Source organism: Brevibacterium oceani (assembly GCF_017948325.1).
Taxonomy (GTDB): Bacteria; Actinomycetota; Actinomycetes; order Actinomycetales; family Brevibacteriaceae; genus Brevibacterium; species Brevibacterium oceani.
Genome location: NZ_CP072846.1, coordinates 1,444,587 through 1,467,805 on the forward strand (window position 1 = coordinate 1,444,587; position 23,219 = coordinate 1,467,805).

General features: G+C 62.5%; 18 protein-coding genes and 2 rRNA genes. 8 read left to right on the forward strand and 12 right to left on the reverse strand.

What is annotated here, in order from left to right; genetic code table 11:
* Positions 1–268 precede the first annotated feature (268 nt).
* Both putP and purU read right to left on the reverse strand, forming a co-directional pair.
* On the reverse strand, positions 269–1,810 hold the full coding sequence (putP, locus tag J9314_RS06320) for a sodium/proline symporter PutP (protein WP_181274847.1): 1,542 nt from the start codon (positions 1,808–1,810) through the stop codon (positions 269–271).
* Between the two features lie 152 nt (positions 1,811–1,962).
* Positions 1,963–2,814, reverse strand: a complete 852-nt coding sequence (gene purU / locus J9314_RS06325) for a formyltetrahydrofolate deformylase (RefSeq protein ID WP_210604987.1) — start codon at positions 2,812–2,814, stop codon at positions 1,963–1,965.
* A 223-nt stretch (positions 2,815–3,037) separates the two neighbouring features.
* Between purU and glyA the strand changes: the two genes are divergently transcribed.
* Together glyA and J9314_RS06335 are read left to right on the forward strand one after the other, a co-directional pair.
* Positions 3,038–4,312, forward strand: coding sequence for a serine hydroxymethyltransferase (glyA, locus tag J9314_RS06330; RefSeq protein WP_210604988.1), 1,275 nt, complete (start codon positions 3,038–3,040; stop codon positions 4,310–4,312).
* The gene (locus J9314_RS06335) at positions 4,312–5,190 is read left to right on the forward strand and encodes a bifunctional methylenetetrahydrofolate dehydrogenase/methenyltetrahydrofolate cyclohydrolase (protein WP_210604989.1); all 879 of its coding nucleotides are present in this window, start codon (positions 4,312–4,314) and stop codon (positions 5,188–5,190) included. Before glyA ends, J9314_RS06335 begins: the two co-directional genes overlap by 1 nt.
* Before the next feature lie 69 nt (positions 5,191–5,259).
* Here J9314_RS06335 and J9314_RS06340 read toward each other — a convergent pair whose 3' ends face one another.
* Positions 5,260–5,748, reverse strand: coding sequence for a GNAT family N-acetyltransferase (locus tag J9314_RS06340; RefSeq protein WP_181274850.1), 489 nt, complete (start codon positions 5,746–5,748; stop codon positions 5,260–5,262).
* Between the two features lie 85 nt (positions 5,749–5,833).
* Here J9314_RS06340 and J9314_RS06345 point away from each other — a divergent pair, with 85 nt between their 5' ends.
* Complete coding sequence (locus J9314_RS06345) at positions 5,834–6,649, forward strand: exodeoxyribonuclease III (protein ID WP_181274851.1); 816 nt, start codon at positions 5,834–5,836, stop codon at positions 6,647–6,649.
* A 251-nt stretch (positions 6,650–6,900) separates the two neighbouring features.
* Here the strand turns inward: J9314_RS06345 and J9314_RS06350 are convergent, their stop codons facing one another.
* From J9314_RS06350 to J9314_RS06360, 3 genes are all read right to left on the reverse strand, one after another.
* On the reverse strand, positions 6,901–7,143 hold the full coding sequence (locus tag J9314_RS06350) for a CstA-like transporter-associated (seleno)protein (RefSeq protein WP_246490640.1): 243 nt from the start codon (positions 7,141–7,143) through the stop codon (positions 6,901–6,903).
* Positions 7,140–9,356 carry a carbon starvation CstA family protein gene (locus J9314_RS06355; protein WP_210604990.1) on the reverse strand — a complete coding sequence of 739 codons (2,217 nt, stop codon included), beginning with the start codon at positions 9,354–9,356 and terminating at the stop codon, positions 7,140–7,142. The genes J9314_RS06350 and J9314_RS06355 overlap by 4 nt, the downstream gene beginning before the upstream one ends.
* A gap of 210 nt (positions 9,357–9,566) precedes the next feature.
* Positions 9,567–9,731, reverse strand: coding sequence for a hypothetical protein (locus J9314_RS06360; RefSeq protein ID WP_210604991.1), 165 nt, complete (start codon positions 9,729–9,731; stop codon positions 9,567–9,569).
* Between J9314_RS06360 and trpS the strand changes: the two genes are divergently transcribed.
* Together trpS and J9314_RS06370 are read left to right on the forward strand one after the other, a co-directional pair.
* Positions 9,710–10,708 carry a tryptophan--tRNA ligase gene (gene trpS, locus J9314_RS06365; RefSeq protein ID WP_210604992.1) on the forward strand — a complete coding sequence of 333 codons (999 nt, stop codon included), beginning with the start codon at positions 9,710–9,712 and terminating at the stop codon, positions 10,706–10,708. The genes J9314_RS06360 and trpS overlap by 22 nt on opposite strands.
* A gap of 2 nt (positions 10,709–10,710) precedes the next feature.
* On the forward strand, positions 10,711–11,760 hold the full coding sequence (locus J9314_RS06370; protein WP_181274854.1) for an App1 family protein phosphatidate phosphatase: 1,050 nt from the start codon (positions 10,711–10,713) through the stop codon (positions 11,758–11,760).
* Positions 11,761–11,870: 110 nt separating this feature from the next.
* On the opposite strand, the gene J9314_RS06375 is transcribed toward J9314_RS06370, so the two are convergent.
* The 5 genes from J9314_RS06375 to J9314_RS06395 all read right to left on the reverse strand — a co-directional run bounded on the left by J9314_RS06375 (position 11,871) and on the right by J9314_RS06395 (position 16,716).
* On the reverse strand, positions 11,871–12,842 hold the full coding sequence (locus J9314_RS06375) for an NAD(P)H-dependent flavin oxidoreductase (protein ID WP_246490641.1): 972 nt from the start codon (positions 12,840–12,842) through the stop codon (positions 11,871–11,873).
* Between the two features lie 206 nt (positions 12,843–13,048).
* Complete coding sequence (locus J9314_RS06380; RefSeq protein ID WP_210604994.1) at positions 13,049–13,825, reverse strand: enoyl-CoA hydratase; 777 nt, start codon at positions 13,823–13,825, stop codon at positions 13,049–13,051.
* On the reverse strand, positions 13,822–14,877 hold the full coding sequence (locus tag J9314_RS06385) for an enoyl-CoA hydratase/isomerase family protein (protein ID WP_210604995.1): 1,056 nt from the start codon (positions 14,875–14,877) through the stop codon (positions 13,822–13,824). Before J9314_RS06385 ends, J9314_RS06380 begins: the two co-directional genes overlap by 4 nt.
* A 1-nt stretch (position 14,878) precedes the next feature.
* Positions 14,879–16,045: an acyl-CoA dehydrogenase family protein gene (locus tag J9314_RS06390; RefSeq protein ID WP_210604996.1), complete on the reverse strand. Its 1,167-nt coding sequence runs from the start codon at positions 16,043–16,045 to the stop codon at positions 14,879–14,881.
* A gap of 155 nt (positions 16,046–16,200) precedes the next feature.
* The gene (locus J9314_RS06395) at positions 16,201–16,716 is read right to left on the reverse strand and encodes a MarR family winged helix-turn-helix transcriptional regulator (protein WP_210604997.1); all 516 of its coding nucleotides are present in this window, start codon (positions 16,714–16,716) and stop codon (positions 16,201–16,203) included.
* 52 nt (positions 16,717–16,768) lie between these two features.
* Between J9314_RS06395 and J9314_RS06400 the strand changes: the two genes are divergently transcribed.
* A complete protein-coding gene (locus J9314_RS06400; RefSeq protein ID WP_246490642.1) occupies positions 16,769–17,443 on the forward strand; it encodes an SOS response-associated peptidase in 675 nt (224 codons plus the stop codon).
* 17 nt (positions 17,444–17,460) lie between these two features.
* Here J9314_RS06400 and J9314_RS06405 read toward each other — a convergent pair whose 3' ends face one another.
* Positions 17,461–17,712, reverse strand: a complete 252-nt coding sequence (locus J9314_RS06405; protein ID WP_210604999.1) for a hypothetical protein — start codon at positions 17,710–17,712, stop codon at positions 17,461–17,463.
* 364 nt (positions 17,713–18,076) lie between these two features.
* On the opposite strand from J9314_RS06405, the gene J9314_RS06410 reads away from it, so the two are divergent.
* Positions 18,077–19,599, forward strand: a 16S ribosomal RNA gene (locus tag J9314_RS06410).
* 422 nt (positions 19,600–20,021) lie between these two features.
* Positions 20,022–23,139 (forward strand): 23S ribosomal RNA (locus tag J9314_RS06415).
* The 16S and 23S rRNA genes sit together here, the layout of an rRNA operon.
* Positions 23,140–23,219 lie beyond the last annotated feature (80 nt).

Consider the following 23,219-nt stretch of genomic DNA (forward strand, 5'->3'; position numbering starts at 1 on the left):
AGGATGCCCGCCCGAAGTGTGTTCACCGACGGTGGTCTGCGGGGTTGCGAGCCTGAGGCTGTGCGGCACATTGTCTGTGACGACGCGCGCAGCGCGACGAACGAATCGGCCCGTGAGTCGCAGCGCATACACTTCGCGGCACCTCTCACCGCAGGAACGGTGTGAGATGCCGCGAAATGTAGGTTGTGCGCGTCGTGCCGGCGGGCAGTTCGGTTCGCGGGTCGTGCTGGCGAAACCCCGCCGCGGCCGGGCGCGCAGCCTCAGAGCCTCAGCTCTCCGCCACAGGCTGCTTCTTCATCCGCGACAGCGCGACGGACTCGTCGAATTCTCGGTCCGATTCGGCATCGTGCTTGTATGTGAACAGGCTGACGACGATCGCAACGACGAGGTTGACGATGAAGCCCGGGATGATCTCGTAGATGTCGTCGGTGAGGGGTGTGCTGACCTGGCCCCACACGAATGCGACGACCGCTCCCGAGAGCAGACCGAACAGGGCGCCCCAATTGCTCAGTCGCTTCCAGAACAGGGTCAGCAGCACGATCGGTCCGAACGACGCACCGAAACCGGCCCACGCGAATGCGACGAGGTCGAGGATGCTGTTCGACGGCGAGATCGCCAGCACAACTGCGATGATCGCGACGACGAGAATGCCGAGACGCCCGAGCAGCACATAGGTCTTGTCCTGAAGCGTGCGGGTCGATCCGGTGCGCAGAGCGACGATCTTGAACAGGTCCTCGATGAGTGCTGAGGACGTGACGACGAGCTGAGAGGAGACCGTCGACATGATCGCGGCCAGCACAGCGGCCAGTACCAGGCCGGCGATGAAGGGGTGGAAGAGGATCTGTGCGAGATCGAGGAATACGGTCTCGGAATCGGACGGCTCCATAGCGGCGTGCTGGGAGAAGTACGAGATGCCGACGATGGCCGTAGCGATCGCACCGAGGGCAGAGATGCCCATCCAGCCGACGCCGATGCGGCGGGCGACGGTGGCATCGGCAGGGGACCGCAGCGCCATGAAGCGCACGATGATGTGCGGCTGGCCGAAGTACCCCAGTCCCCAGGCGAGGGACGAGATCACTGCGAGGTACGCTCCGCTGGCCCAGAACGGTTCGCTGCCGAGGATGTTGAGCAGGCCGGGATCGATCTGCTTGACGTTGCTGATGACGGCTCCCGGTCCGCCGGCGTTGCTCACGGCGACGATCGGCACGGCGATGAGTGCTGCGAACATCAGCAGGCCCTGCGCCACATCGGTCAACGTGGCACCGAGGAATCCGCCGAAGAGGGTGTAGACCATGGTGACGGCAGCGACGAGGAGCATGCCGCCGAGGTAGTTGAGCCCGAAGCTCGATTCGAAGAATTTGCCTGCGGCCACCATTCCCGAGGAGACGTAGAACGTGAAGAACACGAGGATGATCACGCCGCAGACGATGCGCAGCAGCCGTGTCCGGTCCTTCAGCCGCTGTTCGAAGAAGCTGGGGATCGTGATCGAATCGCCCGCGTTCTCGGTGAAGGCGCGCAGCCGCGGAGCCACGATCTTCCAGTTGACCCACGCGCCGACCGTGAGCCCGATCGCTATCCAGGCCTCGATGAGACCGGAGGCATAGATCGCTCCGGGCAGGCCCATGAGCAGCCAGCCCGACATGTCGGAGGCGCCGGCGCTCAGCGCCGCTACGGATGGGCGCAGCCCGCGCCCGGCGAGCATGTAGTCGTCGAGGCTGTTCTTGGTCTTCCGATAGGCGAACCAGCCGATGGCCAGCATGCCGACGAAGTAGAGGACGATCGCAATCGTCCGGAAGGTCGTCTCTGTCATGTGAGGTCAGCTCCTTAGGTAGGCCGACGTGACCTTACAGGAGAAGTGACAGTAGGTGTGAATTTTCTACGTAGAGGCTGGGCAACCTCGGTGCGCCTGCACCCGGCAGAGAAAGCGTCGGATCGACGGTGGCAACCTCGCCGAGGTGGGTCTCAGTTGAAGACGACCGTGCGGTGTCCGTCCATGAGCACCCGGCCCTGCGCGTGCCAGGCGACGGCCCGGGCGAGCACGGCCGCTTCGACGTCCTGCCCGCGCTGGACGAAGTCGGCGATCGCCCGATTGTGATCGACGCGGGCGACGTCCTGTTCGATGATCGGGCCCTCGTCGAGATCGCTGGTGACGTAGTGCGCGGTGGCGCCGATGATCTTCACGCCGCGGGCATGGGCCTGGTGATATGGCTTCGCGCCCTTGAAGCTCGGCAGGAACGAATGATGGATGTTGATGACCCGACCCTCGAGACGGTCGCAGAGTTCGGGGGAGAGGATCTGCATATAGCGGGCCAGCACGATGAGCTCGACGTCGAGCTCATCGACCAGGGCAGCCAGGCGTGCCTCGGCCTCCGGCTTCGTCTCGCGGGTGATGGGGATGTGGTGGAAGTCGTGGCCGTGGAACTCGGCCAAGGGCTTGAGCGAGTCGTGGTTGCCGGCGATCCCGACGATGTCGATGGGCAGCTGGGACGAGGAATGCTGGAAGAGGAGAGTGTTGAGGCAGTGCGCTGCCTTCGACACCAGGATGAGGGTCCGGGTCCTCTTCTCCGCCGGCTGCAGACTCACCGTCATCGTGAAACGGTCGGCCACCTCGGCGAGGTCGGATTCGAGCGATTCGACGGTGATACCATCGTCGGTCGCGAATTCGAGGCGGAGGAAGAACTGACGCGAATCGGGGGAGGAGAACTGCTGGGATTCGGTGATGTTCCCGCCGCGGCCTGCAAGCACTCCCGTCACAGCGTGGACGATGCCGGTCGCATCGGGACAGGTGACTCTCAGGATCCATTCTCTGCTCATGGACTGCATCCTAATCGGTGGTCTCATCGAGTGCGCATTCCGCGTCACGGACCCGGGCGCACCGGCACGGTTGAGTGGGCAGACGAATGGCCAGAGGAGGGGCATCCGGATGGCGGTCAGCCCGCTGTGGGCGCGGATTTCGCTGTTAGCATGGTCTGCGGGTGTTCGCGGCGGCTGATCGCGCTGTCCCACTCACCACATCGGATGCCACAGGAGAGTACTCATGACCGAAAACTCGATGCAGGCCTCGCTTGCAGACATCGATCCGCAGATCGCCGAGGTCCTCGACCTCGAGTTGGGCCGCCAGCGTTCGACTCTCGAGATGATCGCCTCGGAGAACTTCGTCCCCCGCGCCGTGCTGCAGGCACAGGGCTCGGTGCTGACGAACAAATACGCCGAGGGGTACCCCGGGAAGCGCTATTACGGCGGCTGCGAATACGTCGATGTCGCCGAGAACCTCGCCATCGAGCGAGCCAAGAGCCTCTTCGGGGCCGAATACGCCAACGTCCAGCCGCATTCGGGTGCCTCGGCCAATGCTGCGGTGATGCATGCGCTGGCGCGTCAGGGAGACAAGATGCTCGGTCTCTCCCTGGCCCACGGCGGACACCTCACCCACGGCATGAAGATCAACTTCTCCGGCCGCCTCTACGACGTCGCCTCCTACGAGGTCGACCCCGACACGTACCGCATCGACATGGACAAAGTGCGCGAGAAGGCTCTTGAACACCGTCCGCAGGTCATCGTCGCCGGCTGGTCGGCCTATCCCCGCCAGCTCGACTTCCAGGCGTTCCGCGACATCGCCGACGAGGTCGACGCGAAGCTGTGGGTCGACATGGCCCACTTCGCCGGACTCGTCGCCGCGGGTCTGCACCCGAACCCCGTTCCCTTCGCCGACGTCGTGTCCTCGACGGTGCACAAGACCATCGGCGGACCCCGCTCCGGTTTCATCCTCGGCAAGGAAGACCTGGGCAAGAAGCTCAACTCCGCTGTCTTCCCAGGCCAGCAGGGCGGACCGCTCATGCACGTGGTCGCCGCCAAGGCCGTGGCCTTCAAGCTGGCAGCCTCGGCGGAGTTCAAGGAGCGTCAGGAGCGCACCGTGCGCGGTGCGGCCATCCTCGCCGAGCGGCTGCTCGCCGATGACGTGGCCCAGGCCGGTGCGACCGTGCTCACCGGCGGCACCGACGTGCACCTGGTGCTCGTCGACCTGCGCAACTCCGCCCTCGACGGGCAGCAGGCCGAGGACCTCCTCCACGAGGTCGGCATCACCGTCAACCGCAATGCCGTGCCCTTCGATCCCCGTCCGCCGATGGTGACCTCGGGTCTTCGCATCGGCACCCCTGCTCTGGCCACTCGTGGGTTCGGTGACGAGGAGTTCACGGAGGTCGCCGACGTCATCGCCGAGGCGCTCAAGCCCGGTGCCGACGTCGAGGCTCTCGCTGCCCGGGTGACCAAGCTCAGCGACGATTTCCCCCTCTACGACGGACTGGAGCAGTACTGATGAGCGCACAGATCCTCGACGGCAAGGCCTGCGCGAAGCAGATCAAAGACGAACTCACCGAGGCGGTGGCTGAGCTGGCGAAGTCCGGGATCGTTCCCGGATTGGGCACCGTGCTGGTGGGGGAGGACCCCGGTTCGAAGTGGTACGTCGCCGGCAAGCACCGCGACTGCGCCGAGGTGGGCATCCAGTCCATTCGCCGTGACCTGCCGGAGTCGGTGAGTCAGGACGAGCTGTTGGCCGTCATCGATGAACTCAACAACAACGACGAGTGCACCGGCTACATCGTGCAGCTGCCGTTGCCGGACCACATCGACACTGACACCATCCTCGAGGCGATCGATCCGGCCAAGGACGCCGACGGGCTGCACCCGACGAACCTCGGTCGCCTCATGCTCAACGTCAACTCGAAGATCACGACTCCGCTGCCGTGCACGCCCCGCGGAGTCATCGAGCTGATCAGCCGCAACGGCCTTGAGCTGGTCGGCAAGCACGTCGTCGTCATCGGCCGCGGCGTCACGGTCGGCCGTTCGATCGGATCCCTGCTGACCCGGCGTGAGCACAATGCGACGGTGACGCTGACCCACACCGGCACGCGCAACCTCGACGAGCTGCTGGCTCAGGCCGACGTCATCGTCGCGGCCGCCGGTGCGGCGCGCATCGTCAAGGCGGAGGCGGTCAAGCCCGGTGCCGTCGTCCTCGACGTCGGGGTCTCACGCGAAGAGGACCCGGAGACGGGGAAGTCGAAGATCGTCGGCGATGTCGATCCCGGTGTCGCCGAGGTCGCCTCCTGGGTCTCACCGAACCCCGGCGGTGTGGGGCCGATGACGCGAGCCCTGCTGCTCAAGAACGTCGTCGACACCGCCCAGCGCACCTCCTGATTACTACCTGACGGCGGCCCAGCTACCTCGCGCGAGGTTGCTGGGCCGCCGTCAGGTAGTAGGGGAGGGTCAGTCTTCGGCGAGTTTGAGCTCGAAGAAGACCCGCGGGTTGCCGGCGCCGGCATAGTCCTCGATGAGCTCACCGTTGAAGCCGAGCGAGGAGTGGAACGAGATCGCCCCGGAGGACTCGGGCATCGTGGTCGCCTGCACCGAGGAGACGCCGAGCTGCCGGGCATGATCGATGAAGTGCTGGTAGAGGTGACGGCCGATACCCTGGTGTCGGAAATCGGTGCGGGCCGCCACGAGGTGGATATAAGCCGGCCCGTCATGGGGGATGACGCCGAGCAGATAGCCGACGATCTCCGAACGGTACCGGGCGACGAGCCCCGAGGTCACGAACTGGCGGAACCAGTAGGCGTCGTGGTCTCCGCTGAGGTCCCTGTCGCCCCAGAAGTTCTTCTGTGCTCCCAACAGGAAATCTCGCATCTCACGGGCGTCGACTTCGTCGAGCGGACTGATGCTCAGCTGCTCGGTTTCGATGGTTTCGTCAACGGCCATTGCGCCTCCTGATTTATTCGTGCTTGCTCTCACTCTATAACGCCCTGTCCCGGAAGAGTAGTGCGCTCATGACATGATAGAACACATGATTCGGATTGCTTCAGTCAACGTCAACGGGATCCGCGCAGCCTGGCGAAAGGGGATGCCCACCTGGGTCGATGCCGCCAAACCCGACTTCATCACCCTGCAGGAAGTGCGTGCGGCCAACGACATCGCACTCGACGTCCTCGCCGACACCGGCTACACCACGATCAGCCACGACGCGGAGGCCAAGGGCCGCGCGGGAGTGGCCGTGATGGCGCGCACCCAACCGGAATCCGTGCGCGAGGGACTCGGCGACGACGGCTACTTCGATCGGGCCGGACGGTGGGTGGAGACGGACTACCGGCTCGGCGACGGATCGCTGCTCACGCTCGTGTCCGCCTACGTCCACTCCGGTGAGGTCGACACTCCCAAACAGGAGGACAAGTACCGCTTCCTCGATCGGATGACCGAACGTTTGCCGCAGCTGGCCGAGCACGCCGACCATGTGCTCGTCACCGGCGACCTCAACGTCTGCCACACCGAACGCGACCTGAAGAACTGGAAGGCCAATCGGAAGAAGGCCGGATTCCTGCCCGAAGAGCGCGCCTACTTCGACGGATTCTTCGGCGACGTCGGCTACGTCGACGTCCACCGGAAGCTCAGCGGAGACGTCGACGGGCCCTACACCTGGTGGTCGATGCGAGGGAAGGCCTTCGACAACGACGCCGGCTGGCGCATCGACTACCACATGGCCACCCCTGCCCTGGCGGATTCGGCCGTCAAAGCGACCGTCGACCGCGCCGACAGTTGGGGTGAGCGGTGGTCGGACCACGCCCCGCTGGTCATCGACTACGACCTGCCTGCCGCGAAAGCCTGATCACCCGGCCTCACCGCCGCGGCGGGCTGCGTCGCCGAGGTGGGACCATACCGCCGAGGTGGGGCAGCCTCGCCGAGGTGGGCCCAGCAGCCGTACACGTGAACCCGATCCCGAAGGATCGCCGACAGGCGAGGAGCCCGGGTGCTCAGGACATCATGTCCTGAGCACCCGGGCTCCGTCTTTCGCCGAGGCGGCCGACCCCTGAAGGGACCGACCGCTGCGGACCTCACGCCTCCCGGCAGCTCAGCGCCTTAGCAGCACCGAGCCTTGGGGTTGCGATCCTGTTCGTCGGTGAGATCACGCCAGAATGCCTTCTCCTCCATCGCCCCGTCGCGAGTGCCGTGACGGCGCTCGTAGGACTCGAGGTAGTGGAGGTAGGCGTTCTCACCCATGATCTCCTTGAGGTACCAGTGCAGCCAGGCACCACCTCGGCGGAGCGACCCCCAAGGATCACGGGCGATGTTGGTCAGCGGATGGGCAGTGCTCATCGTCATTGCCTCCCTGCATTGTGCTCGTCCCACTGCTCCTGCAGCTCACGCTCGGGTTTGCGGGCGATGAGTCCGGCGGGGGCGAACCTCTTCGTGGCCACGAACTCCTCTTCCGAGGTCGGCAGCGAACCCTTCCGCACGGCCTCGATCGACTTCCAGACCGCCATGACGACGACCATGGCGACAAGGAGGGCGAAGACGATGGACAGAGTGCCCTGGACGAAGGTGTTGCGCACGACCGCGCTCATCGCCTCCACGCCTTCGGTGTTGCCCATCGACGTCTCTCCGGCGGCGAGGGCATCTTTGTAGGCGAAGTGCTGCGCCCAGTAGCCGAGCTTCGGATCCGAGGAGAAGATCTTCTGCCAGGAGGCGACCATTGTCACCAGGAGGTCCCAGACGAGTGGGATGCCGGGGATCCACGCCCATTTGGCTAGGCCCATCTTGCACACGATCGCGAAGATGACGGCCAGGGCGATCGCCGCCAGCAGCTGGTTCGAGATTCCGAACAGCGGGAACAGCGTATTGATTCCACCGAGCGGGTCAGTGACGCCCATGAGCAGGATCGAACCCCATGCGGCCACCATGATCGCAGTCGTCAGCCACGCTCCCGGAGTCCATGAGGGGTCGCGGAACCTCTTCGAGAAGTTGCCGAGCGCATCGCTGAGCATGAAGCGGGCCACGCGGGTGCCGGCGTCGATGGTGGTGAGGATGAACAGGGCTTCGAACATCACCGCGAAGTGATACCAGAACGACATCCATGCCGGTCCGCCGAAGACGTTGTGGAGGATGTGGGCCATGCCCATCGCCAGCGTCGGGGCTCCGCCGGTGCGGGAGACGATGCTCTCCTCGCCGACATCCTTGGCCGCCTGTTCGAGGATCTCGGGGCTGGTCTCGACACCGGACATGCCGAGCGAGTTGTTGATGAAATCCGACGCTCCCTGCACGGTGCCGCCGGTCAGCGGCTCGGCGGCGTTCATCGCGAAGTACAGGCCCTTGTCGAGGCAGATCGCGGCGACCAGCGCCATGATCGCGACGAAGGATTCCATGAGCATTCCGCCGTAGCCGATGAGGCGGGCCTGGGTCTCCTTCTCGATGAGCTTCGGTGTCGTTCCGGAGGAGATGAGGGCGTGGAAGCCCGACAACGCCCCGCACGCGATCGTGATGAACAGGAACGGGAACAGCGCTCCAGCGAAGGCCGGACCGGAGGTGTTGAAGGCGAAATCGGTCAGCGCCGGCATCTGCACGCTCGGGTTGACGATGAGGATGCCCACGGCCAGCAGCACGATGGTGCCGATCTTCATGAAGGTCGAAAGGTAGTCACGCGGTGCCAGCAGCACCCACACGGGCAGGACCGCAGCGAGGAAGCCGTAAATCATCAGGCACCAGGCAAGTGTGACCTTGTCGAGGTGGAAGATCTCGGACCAGAACGGCGAGTTGTGGACCCAGCCGCCGGCGACGATGGCGATGACGAGGAGGACGATGCCGATGACCGAGGTTTCGATGACCTTGCCCGGACGCAGGTAGCGCATGTAGACGCCCATGAAGACGGCGATCGGGATGGTCATGGCGATCGAGAACACGCCCCAGGGGCTTTCGGCCAGGGCGTTGATGATGACGACGCCGAGGACCGCGATGAGGATGACCATGATGAGGATGATGCCGATGGAGGCGATGATGCCGCCGGTGCGGCCGAGCTCGTCACGGGTCATCTGCCCCAGGGACCGGCCGTTGCGCCGCATCGAGAAGAACAGCACCATGTAGTCCTGGACACCGCCGGCGAGGATGACGCCGAGGATGATCCACAGGGTGCCGGGCAGGTAGCCCATCTGGGCGGCGAGGATCGGTCCGACTAGAGGCCCGGCTCCGGAGATCGCTGCGAAGTGGTGGCCGAAGAGGACGCGGCGATCGGTCGGAGCGAAGTCGCGGCCGTTGTCATTGAGTTCCGCGGGCGTCGCCCGCTTCGGGTCGGGACGGCAGATCTTCCACTCGATGAACTTCGCATAGAAGCGGAAGCCGATGAGGTAGCTGCCGACGGCGGCGGCGACGAACCAGCTGGCCGACATCTCCTCACCGCGGACGAAGGCGATCATCGCCCAGCCCATGGCGGCGATCAGCGCGATGACCACCCAGAGTACGATCTTCGCGGGCGTCCAGCGCGGCTTCTCGACCACGGCGACCGGTGGCAGGTCGTCTTCGGTCTTGACGTATTCGACCGACATAATCCTCCTCCTTGAGAGTGCTGCATGGGAATCGCGAAGTTCTACTCGTGGGTATCCCGGCGGGGACTGTCCTCGATGCTTGACCGAGAAGTGAGAGTTACCTTGGCGATCCATGTGATCTGCTCGACACTATACCGCTCGTCCGCCCAGTTCCGTGTCCGCAGTCACGTGCGCGACCCGAACTCGAACAGTCCGACCACCGACCGTCCGTCACCCGACCACCGACCATCCGTCACCCGACCGCCGCCGGACCGCCGACCGCCGACCGCCGCCCGACTGCCGGGAGTCCTCGGCCGCGTCCGAATCGGGGACCGACCACGAGCTGCCGGTGATGAGGATGGCATCATAGGACCATGACGAACTCTTCTCTGCCACGCACTGTCTCCGGCATCCAAGCCACCTCCGATTCCCTGCATCTGGGCAACTACATCGGGGCGCTGCAGCAGTTCGTGACGCATCAGGAGTCGCACGACGCCTTCTACTTCATCGCGAACATGCACGCGATCACCGTCGAACAGGACCCCGCCGATCTGCGCGAGCGCACCCTGCGCACGGCCGCCCAGTTCATCGCGGCCGGGATCGATCCGGAGAAGTCGACGATCTTCGTCCAGTCCCAGGTTCCCGCGCACCCGCAGCTGTCCTGGGTCCTCGAGTGCACCACCTCGATGGGTGAGGCGAGTCGGATGACGCAGTTCAAGGACAAGTCGGCCAAGCAGCAGCACGTGTCCCTGGGCCTGCTCACCTATCCGGCGCTCATGGCCGCCGATATCCTCCTTTACAATCCGCAGCTCGTCCCCGTCGGCGAGGACCAGCGCCAGCACCTCGAACTGACCCGCAACCTCGCCGAACGCTTCAACTATCGGTTCGGAGAGACCTTCGTCGTCCCCGAGGCGCAGATCCTCAAAGCCACGGCGAAGATCTACGACCTGCAGAACCCCGGCGCGAAGATGTCGAAATCCCAGCCGAGTCCGCAGGGCCGCATCGACATCCTCGACGATGCGAAGGCGCTGACGAAGAAGATCAAGTCCGCCGTGACCGATGACGGCACGCAGATCGCCTACGATCCCGAGACCAAGCCGGGGGTGTCGAATCTGCTGACCATCTACTCGTCCCTGACCTCCCGCCCGGTCGACGACATCGTCGCCGACTACGAGGGCAAGATGTACGGACATCTCAAGGTCGACCTCGCCGAGGTTGCTGTGGAGGCCCTCAGCCCCGTGCGGGAGCGCACGCTCGAACTCCTCGAGGACCGGGATCAGCTGCAGGCCATCCTCGATCGCGGGGCCGAGAAGGCCAGCGAGATCGCCGAGGGGACCCTGCGTGAGGTCTACGACAAGATCGGCTTCATCTGACCATGGCGAGGAAGAAGCCCGAGGAGGGTCCGCTCAATCTCACACCGGACATGCTCCACACCGCAGCGCGGGTGGAGGACCGGTTCAACGGATGGATCCAGAACCGGGCGACCGACCACAGCTATCAGCGCACGGTCATCGCCTACGACACCTACGGCGGCACCGGCTGGGTGCGTGTCCTCGGGCGTCTGGTGCTCACTCCCAACGGTCAGCCGGCGGCAGACATCCACGCGAGCATCCGCGGGTGGAAGTCCTTCGTCAGCGTACCGCTGCCCAATGACACGGCATGGGTGCGGGTCAACGACGAAGAGCACATGGTCACCTCGGACCGGGGCGGCATCATCGACACGGTCATCCCCGGCGACTTCGAACCGGGGGAGACGGAGATCGAACTGTGGACCGACGGGTCCCTCGTCGATTCCGCGGCCGTGCGCATCATCGGTGAGGACTCGACCTTCGGGATCATCTCCGACATCGACGACACCGTCATGGTCACCTCGCTGCCCAGGCCCTTCCTCGCCGCGTGGAACACGTTCGTGCTCAGCGAGCATGCGCGCTCACCGGTGGCGGGCATGGCCGTGCTCTATGACCGGATCACGTTCATGCGTCCGGCGACCCCGATGATCTACCTCTCGACCGGAGCGTGGAATTCGGCCCTGACGATCAAACGCTTCCTCTCCCGCAACCTCTATCCGATGGGTCCGCTGCTGCTCACGGACTGGGGGCCGACGACGACGCGGGTCTTCCGCTCGGGCAAGGAGCACAAGCGGAACATGCTCGAGCGGCTGTCCCGGGAGTTCCCGTGGATGAAGTGGCTGCTCATCGGCGACGACGGGCAGAAGGACGAAGAGGTCTACGGGGAGTTCGTCGAGAACCACCCGGAAAACGTCGCCGCCGTGGCCATCCGTCAGCTCACGGTCGGTGAGGCAGTGTGGGCCGGCGGCCGCTCGAAGCGCCATGGTCGCGGGCAGGGAGTGCCGTGGATCTATGCGCCCGACGGTGCGGGCCTGTCCTCCCGGTTGACCGAACGCGGAATCATCTCAACCATCTGACCCAAACCCCAATTGCTACCTGACGGCGGCCCAGCAACCTTGCGCAAGGTTGCTGGGCCGCCGTCAGGTAGCAATTGGGGGCGAAGTGGGCCGTGAGGTGCTTGGTCGGCTCAGCCCAGGCGTGCCCGCAGCTCGGCCTTTGCCGTTTCGTACTGGGCGGCGAAGGTCTCGACGAGCTCGCCGGTCGTGCGCTGTGTGCCGAGTGCACCGATGCCCTGGCCCGAACCCCAGATGTCACGCCAGGCCTTCGCATCCGAGTTCGGATCGGAGGCGAAGTTCATCTTCGACGGATCGGACTCGGGAAGGTCATCGGGATCGAGCCCGGAGTTCACGATCGACCCGCGCAGATAGTTGCCTTTGACTCCGGTGAAGTAGTTCGAGTAGACGACGTCCTCGGCACCCGAATCGACGATCATCTGGCGGTAGTCGTCGACGACGTTCGCCTCGGGCGTGGACAGGAAGGCCGAACCGATGTAGGCGAAGTCCGCGCCGGCGGCCAGGGCGGCGAGGACTGAGCGTCCGTGGGCGATGGCGCCCGAGAGCAGCAGTGGGCCCTCGAACCAGGACCGGATCTCCTGGACGAGCGCGAACGGAGACTGCGCACCCGCGTGCCCGCCGGCACCGGCGGCCACGGCGATGACTCCGTCGGCACCCTTCTCGACGGCCTTGTGGGCGAAGCGGTTGTTGATGACGTCATGGAGGACGAAGCCGCCGTAGGAATGGACGGCTTCGTTGACCTCCTCACGGGCGCCCAGCGAGGTGATGACGATCGGGACCTTGTGCCGGACCACCTCGGCGAGGTCCTCCTCGAGGCGATTGTTCGACCGGTGCACGATGAGGTTGACCGCGAACGGGGCGGCCGGGCGGTCAGGGTGGGCCTCTGTGTGGGCTGCGTTCGAATCGGTGATCTCGTCGAGCCAGTCGGTCAGCTGCGATGCCGGCCGTGCGTTGAGCGTGGGGAAGGAGCCGACGACCCCGGCCTGGCACTGAGCCTTGACGAGTTCGGGCCCGGAGGCGATGAACATCGGCGAGGCGAAGACGGGCAGACGCAGCTGGGAGCGCAGATCGGTGAGAGGTTTCACGATGCCTCCTTGAGTCGATGAATGCATGGTCCCACTCTAACCGAACGTTTGTTAAATGCGATATCCGACACATCCACTGATCACCGATCCCGCAGACCCTCGGCATCCTCGCCGAGGTGGTGCGCAGAGATCGGTGACATCCGCCCGGAGACGACGTCGGCGCAGACCCCGTGGAGTCTGCGCCGACGTTCGGCCGATCGCCGTGTTCAGGAGTCCGTGAAGTTCGGGTCCCGCTTCTCGACGAAGGCGGCCATGCCCTCGGTCTGGTCGTTCGTGGCCAGGGTCGAGTGGAAGAGCCGGCGTTCGTAGCGCAGCCCCTGTTCCAGCGTGGTCTCGAACGCGGTGTTCACCGCTTCCTTGACCATTGCCGAGGCGATCCGGGACTTGGCTGCGATCGTCTGCGCGATCTCGTTGGCCGTTGTCATGAGCTCCTCGGGTTCGACGACTCGAGCGACGAGTCCGGAGCGTTCGGCCTCCTCGGCGCCCATCATCCGCCCGGTCAGGCACATGTCCATCGACTTCGCCTTGCCGACCGCGCGGGTCAGGCGCTGTGATCCGCCCATGCCCGGCAGCACGCCGAGGTTGATCTCTGGCTGGCCGAACTTCGCCTTCGTCGAGGCGATGAGGATGTCGCCCATCATCGCGAGCTCACAGCCGCCGCCGAGGGCGAAGCCGCCCACCGCGGTGATGATCGGCTTGCGGACGTCGGTCAGTCGGGTCCATCCGGCGAACCAGTCCGCCTTGTAGGCGGTGGCGAAGTCGAGGTTCGACATCTCCTTGATGTCGGCGCCGGCGGCGAAGGCCTTGTCGCTGCCGGTGATGATGATCGCCTTGACCGAGTCGTCGGCGTCGAACCCGGCGGCCGCCTCGGTGACGTCGGTGAGCACCTGCAGGTTGAGCGCGTTGAGCGCCTTCGGGCGGTTGAGGGTGATGGTCGCGACGCCGTCGGCGACCTCGGTCAGGATGGTTTCGAATTCGCTCATGAGAACACCTTCTCTTCGTGATCGGTGGTGAGGATGGACTGGACGGTCTCGTCGCTGACCTCGGCCAACGAGGCCGGGCTCCATTTCGGGCTGCGGTCCTTGTCGATGACCTGGGCGCGGATGCCCTCCTTGAGGTCGGGCAGTCCGGTGAGGGTGACCGCGACGCGGTAGTCCTGTTCAAGGACCTCGGCGAGGGTCATCGTCTCGGCGTTGCGGACGGCGGCCAGCGTCACCTTCACCGAGGTGGGGGCCTTGGTCCCGATGAGCTCGGCGGTGGCCTGCGCATCGGGATCCGCATGTGCGGCGAGGGCGGCGACGATGTCCTCGGCGCTGTCGCCGACATAGCATTCGTTGATCCAACCGGCCGCCTCGGCGAGTTCGTCCGCCGGGGCCTCGGTCGCGTACTCGCCGAGGACGGTGTCGAGGTCGCCACCGGCGGTGAGATCGGCGATGAGCGCGGGGACCTGGGCATCGGGAAGAAAGTGGTCGGCCAGTCCCAAGGCGATCGCGGCGCCGGGGCCGACCGGCTGGCCGGTCAGAGCGAGGTGGGTGCCGAGCTCTCCCGGCGCATTGGCAAGCAGATGCGTGCCGCCGACGTCGGGGAAGAGCCCGATCCCGGTCTCGGGCATTCCGACCTTCGTCGAATCGGTGACGATGCGGTGCGAACCGTGCCCGGAGATCCCGACCCCGCCGCCCATGGTGATGCCGTTCATGATCACGACATAGGGCTTGGGGAACTCGGAGATCGCGAAGTTCATCTTGTACTCGCGGTTCCAGAACTTCGCGTTCTCATCGCTGCCGGCGACGATGTCGTTGTACACGGCCTTGATGTCGCCTCCGGCACACAGGCCGCGCTCTCCGCGTCCGGTGACGAGGACGATCGAGACCGAATCGTCGTCGCGCCAGGCGTTGAGAGCGTCGTCGATGGCGCCCACCATGTCCTGGCTGAGCGCGTTGATCAGCTTCGGTCTGTTGAGTTCGATTCGGCCCACCCCGTTGGATACCGAGGTGAGGACGGCTTCGTCCGCCGCCTGTGCCGAAGGTTCTGTCATATCAGCCCACTCCTGTGCTCTTGCGCGAGATGATCACGCGCATGATTTCGTTGGTGCCTTCCAGAATCTGGTGGACGCGCAGGTCACGAACCAGTTTCTCAATTCCATACTCTGTCAGATAGCCGTAGCCGCCGTGCAACTGGAGTGCCCGGTTGGCGACGTCGAAGCCGGTGTCGGTGGCCTTGAGCTTGGCCATCGCGGACAGCAGGGAGGTGTTGGGATCGCCGGCGTCGTAGGCGTTCGCCGCGCGCCACAGCAGGGACCTGGCGCCCTCGAGGTCGGCCTGCATCTGTGCGACCTCGAAGCGCAGAGCCTGGAATCCGGAGAGCTCGGTGCCGAAGGCCTGGCGCTCGCCCATATAGACGATGGCTTTCTCCAGAGCCGACTGCCCGCCTCCGAGTGAGCAGGCGCCGATGTTGAGGCGGCCGCCGTCGAGGCCGGACATAGCGATCTTGAAGCCCTGCCCGGGTTCGCCGAGCATGTTCTCCTTCGGCACCCGCACGTTCTCCATAATCACCTGTCGGGTCGGCTGGGCGCGCCAGCCCATCTTCTGTTCGTTGGGGCCGAAGCTCAGGCCCTCCATGCCCTTTTCGAGGATGAAGGCGGAGATCCCGCGGGAGCCGTCCTGCCCGGTGCGGGCCATGACGAGGTAGGTCTCCGAGGTGCCTGCGCCGGAGATGAACTGTTTGACACCGTTGAGGACGTAGGAATCGCCGTCTTCGCGCGCCGAGGTGCGCAGGGCCGCGGCGTCGGATCCGGCGTTGGGTTCGGTCAGGCAGTAGCTGCCGAGGTGCTCCATCGAGACCAGGGGAGTGAGGTACTTGGCCTTCTGCTCGTCGTTGCCGAACTTGTCGATCATCCACGCGACCATGTTGTGGATCGAGATGTAGGCGGCGACCGAGGGGCATCCGGTCGACATCGCTTCGAAGATCAGTGCCGCATCCATCCGGCCCATTCCGGTTCCGCCGGCCTCTTCGCTGACGTAGATGCCGCCCATTCCGAGCTCGGCGGACTTCCTGATCACGTCGACGGGGAAGAAGTGTTCGGCGTCCCATTCGAGGGCGTGAGGGGCGACCTCGGTATCGGCGAACTCGCGCACCATTCCGGAGACGGTCTGCTGTTCGTCGGTGAGTCCGAAGGGCAGGGCAGCTGCTGTGCTGCGGGACATGATTCCTCCAGTGATCTGGCGCAAAGGGGTGACGGGAACCACGATACGTCGCAATTACTTGGACGTCCAACTAATTGATCGCCGAGGTGGCCCACGGCTGCTGTGTTCAGTGCAGGGGAGTGCGTGGTGAGGGTGAGGGTAAGGCCCGTCTGCGCTCAGCTGTGGTCTTCGAGACCTGAGCGCAGCGTCGCGAGGTGAGGGAGGAGCGCATCGAGATCGATGCCGGAGAAGTCCGGCGAGGAGAAGACTTCGGCGTTGAGTGCGGTCGTCGCCTGAGCGGCGAGTCTCCGACCGGCGTCGGTGAGGTCGACGAGTGTGGTTCGACGATCATCGGGATGGCTGCGGCGGGCGACCAGCCCGGCCTTCTCCAGGCGGTCGACGGAGTTCGTCGTCGAGGTGGCGTGGACCTGCAGGCGTGCCGAGATCTTCGACATGGGCAATGTGCCCGATCGGGTGAAGGACAGCAGGGTGAGGACTTCGTAACGGGAGAAAGTGAGGGCGAACGGCTTGAGCGCGGCATCGACCCGGGCCAGGAAGAGCTGGTGGATCCGCATCACCGAGATGACCGTCGTCATTCCGTCTGCGGCCTCATTCCATCCGTGGGCCAGCCATTGCCGACGGGACTCCTCGATCGGGTCGAGTCTGCTCGGTGTCTTCTCTTCTGCCGCCATTGTCGACAGTGTAGTGAAGTGAGAAGATGGGCGCATGTGCGGTCGACTCAATATGTCCCTCGATCCGGCGGATCTCGCCGATGAGCTTCGGCTGGACGTCGTGTCCTATGACTATTCGCCGCGCTACAACGTTCCGCCGGGGTCGTTCGTCCCGATCGTCGTCGAACGTCTCGACGATGGGGGACAGCTCCATCGCAGACTCGAGACCGCGTCGTGGGGTCTGGTCCCGTCGTGGGCGAAGGACGTGAAGATCGGCTTCAAGGCGTTCAACGCCCGATCCGAGACTGTGTTGGAGAAGCCGATGTTCCGGCAGGCGATCAGACGTCGACGCTGTGCACTGCCGATCCCGGGGTACTACGAATGGGAGACGACCGAGGACAGCAAACAGCCGTGGATGATGAGCTCCGCCGGCAAGGATCCTCTGTTCATGGCCGGGCTCTTCGAGTTCTGGAAGCAGCCGGACGAGAGCTGGCTGGTCTCATCGTCGATCCTCACCATGGCATCGTCGGGGCATCTCTCCGATGTCCACCACCGGATGCCCGTGTTCCTCGCACGTGAGCGCATCGACGACTGGATCGACCCGGGAGTGCTCAGCAATGACGTCCCCGATCTGCTGGCCGCGACCCTGGACGAGGTCGACCCCGCGAGTGTGACCAGACATAAGGTCGGCAAGGCGGTGGGCAACGTCCGCAACGACTCCCCGGAACTCGCTCAGCCGGTTGCCTGACAGCAGAGGGTCGGATGTCAGCCGCTCGGATGATGACATTCGCTCGCCCGTAGACCGACTTTCTCTATCGAGCTCGACCTGTCTTCGGCAGGTGTCTGGGCCGCACTGAGGCCGCCGGTGCAGGCTTCGTCCGCCGGGTGATCGAAGCCGTTTTGCGCACCGCTGGTGATGTGTGTATTGTTGTCCAGGTTGCCGAGCCGCAAGGAACGGCGACAGTCGCTCTCATCGGGAACGATTCGGGTAAAACGAAGATGAACTTCCAGTTGCACGGACCGAAACAACCATGTAGAGTAGACATCCGCTGGCACAGCGACTCGCAAGACGAAAAGTGCACAACGAAACTGATACCCCCAGTGAACGCGCACTGTTGTGTGTGGTGATGGGTGTGTGTTTGTGGTTTGAGAATCCAATAGCGTGTTTGTTTGAACAAGTTGTGATGCCAGAACATTTATTTTCTGGTGAGACAATCACACGATCGAGCATCTGTGTTCACCTCGTGTGGGTGGTTCTTCGCCGAACCTCCCGCGATCATCGGGGTGGGCGTTGTGGGTGTTTGGTCGTTTTTTAGTGGTCAACCTTCTCACCCCGTGAGGGGTTGGCTGTCTTGCTGGGATTCATTCGTAACATAATTTTTTTATGGAGAGTTTGATCCTGGCTCAGGACGAACGCTGGCTGCGTGCTTAACACATGCAAGTCGAACGCTGAAGCCCGAAGCTTGCTTCGGGTGGATGAGTGGCGAACGGGTGAGTAACACGTGAGTAACCTGCCCCTGATTTCGGGATAAGCCTGGGAAACTGGGTCTAATACCGGATATGACCACTGACCGCATGGTTGGTGGTGGAAAGTTTTTCGATTGGGGATGGGCTCGCGGCCTATCAGCTTGTTGGTGGGGTAATGGCCTACCAAGGCGACGACGGGTAGCCGGCCTGAGAGGGCGACCGGCCACACTGGGACTGAGACACGGCCCAGACTCCTACGGGAGGCAGCAGTGGGGAATATTGCACAATGGGGGAAACCCTGATGCAGCGACGCAGCGTGCGGGATGACGGCCTTCGGGTTGTAAACCGCTTTCAGCAGGGAAGAAGCGAAAGTGACGGTACCTGCAGAAGAAGTACCGGCTAACTACGTGCCAGCAGCCGCGGTAATACGTAGGGTACGAGCGTTGTCCGGAATTATTGGGCGTAAAGAGCTCGTAGGTGGTTGGTCACGTCTGCTGTGGAAACGCAACGCTTAACGTTGCGCGGGCAGTGGGTACGGGCTGACTAGAGTGCAGTAGGGGAGTCTGGAATTCTGGTGTAGCGGTGAAATGCGCAGATATCAGGAGGAACACCGGTGGCGAAGGCGGGACTCTGGGCTGTAACTGACACTGAGGAGCGAAAGCATGGGGAGCGAACAGGATTAGATACCCTGGTAGTCCATGCCGTAAACGTTGGGCACTAGGTGTGGGGGGCATTCCACGTTCTCCGCGCCGTAGCTAACGCATTAAGTGCCCCGCCTGGGGAGTACGGTCGCAAGGCTAAAACTCAAAGGAATTGACGGGGGCCCGCACAAGCGGCGGAGCATGCGGATTAATTCGATGCAACGCGAAGAACCTTACCAAGGCTTGACATACACTGGACCGTTCTGGAAACAGTTCTTCTCTTTGGAGCTGGTGTACAGGTGGTGCATGGTTGTCGTCAGCTCGTGTCGTGAGATGTTGGGTTAAGTCCCGCAACGAGCGCAACCCTCGTTCTATGTTGCCAGCACGTGATGGTGGGAACTCATAGGAGACTGCCGGGGTCAACTCGGAGGAAGGTGGGGATGACGTCAAATCATCATGCCCTTTATGTCTTGGGCTTCACGCATGCTACAATGGCTGGTACAGAGAGAGGCGAACCCGTGAGGGTGAGCGAATCCCTTAAAGCCAGTCTCAGTTCGGATCGTAGTCTGCAATTCGACTACGTGAAGTCGGAGTCGCTAGTAATCGCAGATCAGCAACGCTGCGGTGAATACGTTCCCGGGCCTTGTACACACCGCCCGTCAAGTCACGAAAGTCGGTAACACCCGAAGCGGTGGCCCAACCCTTGTGGAGGGGGCCGTCTAAGGTGGGACTGGTGATTGGGACTAAGTCGTAACAAGGTAGCCGTACCGGAAGGTGCGGCTGGATCACCTCCTTTCTAAGGAGCACACATTAAGATCCTCGTGGCATGACCCGCATGTGGTCATCATGAGAGCTCAAGGGTGGAACATCACAACTCCCGCTCGTCCACCCAGCCGGGTTGAGGTTTGTGCCTCGACGTCGTTGGGATATGGGCTTGCTAGAACGGACACGTTATTGGGTCCTGGAATCACAAGCCCTGACACTTTGGTGTTGGGTGTGGTTTCAACCAACAGGACCGACCCGCACCACAAGCAGCCAGGAGACCTGGTTGGTTGTGGGTGGTGTTTGGTAGTGGTTTGAGAATCGTATAGTGGACGCGAGCATCCATACTGCACACATGTTTGTGTGTGGTGTGATGTAATGTGATTTTCTTGTGATCATCTTAGAGTGATGAAAATTTTTTTCGCGCACACATGATGCCGACTCCCTTTTGGGGTTGGGTGAGTGTGTGAGAGCGCATGGTGGATGCCTTGGCATCAGGAGCCGATGAAGGACGTGGAAATCTGCGATAAGCCTCGGGGAGCCGATAAACGGGCGTTGATCCGAGGGTGTCCGAATGGGGAAACCCCGCCATCTGTGAGGGTGGTGACCCGTGTCTGAATATATAGGGCATGTGGGGGGAACGCGGGGAAGTGAAACATCTCAGTACCCGCAGGAAGAGAAAATAATAATGATTCCGGGAGTAGTGGCGAGCGAAACTGGATGAGCCTAAACCTTCGTAGCGTGAGAGCGTGCTGGTGTTGCTGCGTGGGTGTTGTGGGGTGTGCATGTTCTGGTTCAGCATGACCGGGCTGTGTGTGATTGGTGTAGTCGAACCTGGTGGGAAACAGGACCGGAGTGGGTGAGAGTCCCGTAGACGAAACAGTGGTTGCGCATGGTGTGCAGATGCCCGAGTAGCACGGAACTCGTGGAATTTCGTGTGAATCTGCCAGGACCACCTGGTAAGGCTAAATACTTCCTGATGACCGATAGCGGAATAGTACCGTGAGGGAATGGTGAAAAGTACCCCGGGAGGGGAGTGAAAGAGTACCTGAAACCATGTGCTTACAATCCGTCAGAGCAGCATCGTGATGGCTGTGATGGCGTGCCTTTTGAAGAATGAGCCTGCGAGTTAGCGGTGCGTGGCGAGGTTAACCCGTGTGGGGTAGCCGTAGCGAAAGCGAGTCCGAAGAGGGCGTTTCAGTCGCGTGTCCTAGACCCGAAGCGGAGTGATCTAGCCATGGGCAGGGTGAAGCGTGTGTAAGAGCGCGTGGAGGCCCGCACCCACTTCAGTTGAAAATGGAGGGGATGACCTGTGGTTAGGGGTGAAAGGCCAATCAAACTCTGTGATAGCTGGTTCTCCCCGAAATGCATTTAGGTGCAGCGTTGCGTGGTTCTTGCTGGAGGTAGAGCTACTGGATGGCTGATGGGCCCCACCGGGTTACTGACGTCAACTAAACTCCGAATGCCAGTCAAGGTTCAGCGTGGCAGTGAGACAGTGGGGGATAAGCTTCATTGTCGAGAGGGAAACAGCCCAGACCATCAACTAAGGCCCCTAAGCGTGTGCTCAGTGGGAAAGGATGTTCAGTTGCGAAGACAACCAGGAGGTTGGCTTAGAAGCAGCCATCCTTGAAAGAGTGCGTAATAGCTCACTGGTCAAGTGATTGAGCGCCGATAATGTAGCGGGGCTAAGTACACCGCCGAAGTTGTGGCAGCACCACGTGATTCCGTAATGGTGTGGTGTTGGGTAGGGGAGCGTCGAGTCGCCGGTGAAGCTGCAGTGTGAACTAGTGGTGGAGGCGGTTCGAGTGAGAATGCAGGCATGAGTAGCGAAAGACGGGTGAGAAACCCGTCCACCGGATGACCAAGGGTTCCAGGGCTAGGCTAATCCGCCCTGGGTAAGTCGGGACCTAAGGCGAGGCCGACAGGCGTAGTCGATGGACAACCAGTTGATATTCTGGTACCGACACACAACCGACAGTACCAAAACACATGAGACTAACCATGAGCGTGTCCCGTCAGGTCTTCGGATCTGTGGTTGGACTCGTTTGTGGGACCTGAGTGTGGAGTCGGTAAGCGTGAGGTGTGACGCAGAAAGGTAGCCAGGCCGTGCGATGGTAGTCACGGTCTAAGGTTGTAGCACGTGGGGGTAGGCAAATCCGTCCCCACATAGTGTGTGAGAGCTGATGGGCGCCCCACATTGGTGGGGTGATCTGGTGATCCTCTGCTGCCGAGAAAAGCATCGACGTGAGGGTGTGTGTTGCCCGTACCCTATAACCGACACAGGTGGTCGAGTAGAGAATACTAAGGTGATCGAGAGAATCGTGGTTAAGGAACTCGGCAAAATGCCCCCGTAACTTCGGGAGAAGGGGGACCATCCCGGTGAAGCCAACGTGCTTGGTGATGTGCTGGTGGTGGTCGCAGAGGCCAGAGAGAAGCGACTGTTTATTAAAAACACAGGTCCGTGCGAAGATGTAAGTCGATGTATACGGACTGACGCCTGCCCGGTGCTGGAAGGTTAAGAGGACCTGTTAACCCTGTATGGGGTGAAGCGGAGAATTTAAGCCCCAGTAAACGGCGGTGGTAACTATAACCATCCTAAGGTAGCGAAATTCCTTGTCGGGTAAGTTCCGACCTGCACGAATGGCGTAACGACTTCTCTGCTGTCTCAACCACGAACTCGGCGAAATTGCATTACGAGTAAAGATGCTCGTTACGCGCAGCAGGACGGAAAGACCCCGAGACCTTCACTATAGTTTGGTATTGGGATTCGGTGTGGTTTGTGTAGGATAGGTGGGAGACTAGGATACTTGCACGCTAGTGTGGGTGGAGTCGATCGGTGAAATACCACTCTGACCATAGTGGATTCCTGAACTTCGGACCCTGATCGGGTTCAGGGACAGTGCCTGATGGGTAGTTTAACTGGGGCGGTTGCCTCCTAAAGAGTAACGGAGGCGCCCAAAGGTTCCCTCAGCCTGGTTGGCAATCAGGTGTCGAGTGTAAGTGCACAAGGGAGCTTGACTGTGAGACGGACGTGTCGAGCAGGAGCGAAAGCTGGGACTAGTGACCCGGCCATGGCTTGTGGAAGCGTGGTCGCTCAACGGATAAAAGGTACCTCGGGGATAACAGGCTGATCTTGCCCAAGAGTCCATATCGACGGCATGGTTTGGCACCTCGATGTCGGCTCGTCGCATCCTGGGGCTGGAGTCGGTCCCAAGGGTTGGGCTGTTCGCCCATTAAAGCGGTACGCGAGCTGGGTTTAGAACGTCGTGAGACAGTTCGGTCCCTATCCGCTGCGTGCGTAGGAAATTTGTGGAGGTCTGTCCTTAGTACGAGAGGACCGGGACGGACGAACCTCTGGTGTGCCAGTTGTTCCGCCAGGAGCATGGCTGGTTGGCTACGTTCGGGATGGATAACCGCTGAAAGCATCTAAGCGGGAAGCCTGCTCCGAGATGAGATTTCCAACCCACTTTGTGTGGGGGGAGGTGTCCTATAGATGATGGGGTTGATAGGCCGGGTATGGAAGCACTGTGAGGTGTGGAGTTGACTGGTACTAATACACCGATCACTCACTCAACTCTTCTTTTGATGGGGTTGGTGTGTGTGCGAGTTTTGTTGTTCTGAGTTTGATTGCTTGAGAATCCGCGTTCGCCCTTG

Coding starts and splice junctions, on each gene's coding strand:
- trpS (WP_210604992.1), top strand. CDS start 9,710: ATGACGAACTCTTCTCTGCCACGCACTGTCTCCGGCATCCAAGCCACC.
- J9314_RS06390 (WP_210604996.1), bottom strand. CDS start 16,045: ATGTCCCGCAGCACAGCAGCTGCCCTGCCCTTCGGACTCACCGACGAA.
- J9314_RS06370 (WP_181274854.1), top strand. CDS start 10,711: ATGGCGAGGAAGAAGCCCGAGGAGGGTCCGCTCAATCTCACACCGGAC.
- glyA (WP_210604988.1), top strand. CDS start 3,038: ATGACCGAAAACTCGATGCAGGCCTCGCTTGCAGACATCGATCCGCAG.
- J9314_RS06395 (WP_210604997.1), bottom strand. CDS start 16,716: ATGGCGGCAGAAGAGAAGACACCGAGCAGACTCGACCCGATCGAGGAG.
- putP (WP_181274847.1), bottom strand. CDS start 1,810: ATGACAGAGACGACCTTCCGGACGATTGCGATCGTCCTCTACTTCGTC.
- J9314_RS06335 (WP_210604989.1), top strand. CDS start 4,312: ATGAGCGCACAGATCCTCGACGGCAAGGCCTGCGCGAAGCAGATCAAA.
- J9314_RS06340 (WP_181274850.1), bottom strand. CDS start 5,748: ATGGCCGTTGACGAAACCATCGAAACCGAGCAGCTGAGCATCAGTCCG.
- J9314_RS06345 (WP_181274851.1), top strand. CDS start 5,834: ATGATTCGGATTGCTTCAGTCAACGTCAACGGGATCCGCGCAGCCTGG.
- J9314_RS06400 (WP_246490642.1), top strand. CDS start 16,769: ATGTCCCTCGATCCGGCGGATCTCGCCGATGAGCTTCGGCTGGACGTC.
- J9314_RS06385 (WP_210604995.1), bottom strand. CDS start 14,877: ATGACAGAACCTTCGGCACAGGCGGCGGACGAAGCCGTCCTCACCTCG.
- J9314_RS06350 (WP_246490640.1), bottom strand. CDS start 7,143: ATGACGATGAGCACTGCCCATCCGCTGACCAACATCGCCCGTGATCCT.
- J9314_RS06380 (WP_210604994.1), bottom strand. CDS start 13,825: ATGAGCGAATTCGAAACCATCCTGACCGAGGTCGCCGACGGCGTCGCG.
- J9314_RS06355 (WP_210604990.1), bottom strand. CDS start 9,356: ATGTCGGTCGAATACGTCAAGACCGAAGACGACCTGCCACCGGTCGCC.
- purU (WP_210604987.1), bottom strand. CDS start 2,814: ATGAGCAGAGAATGGATCCTGAGAGTCACCTGTCCCGATGCGACCGGC.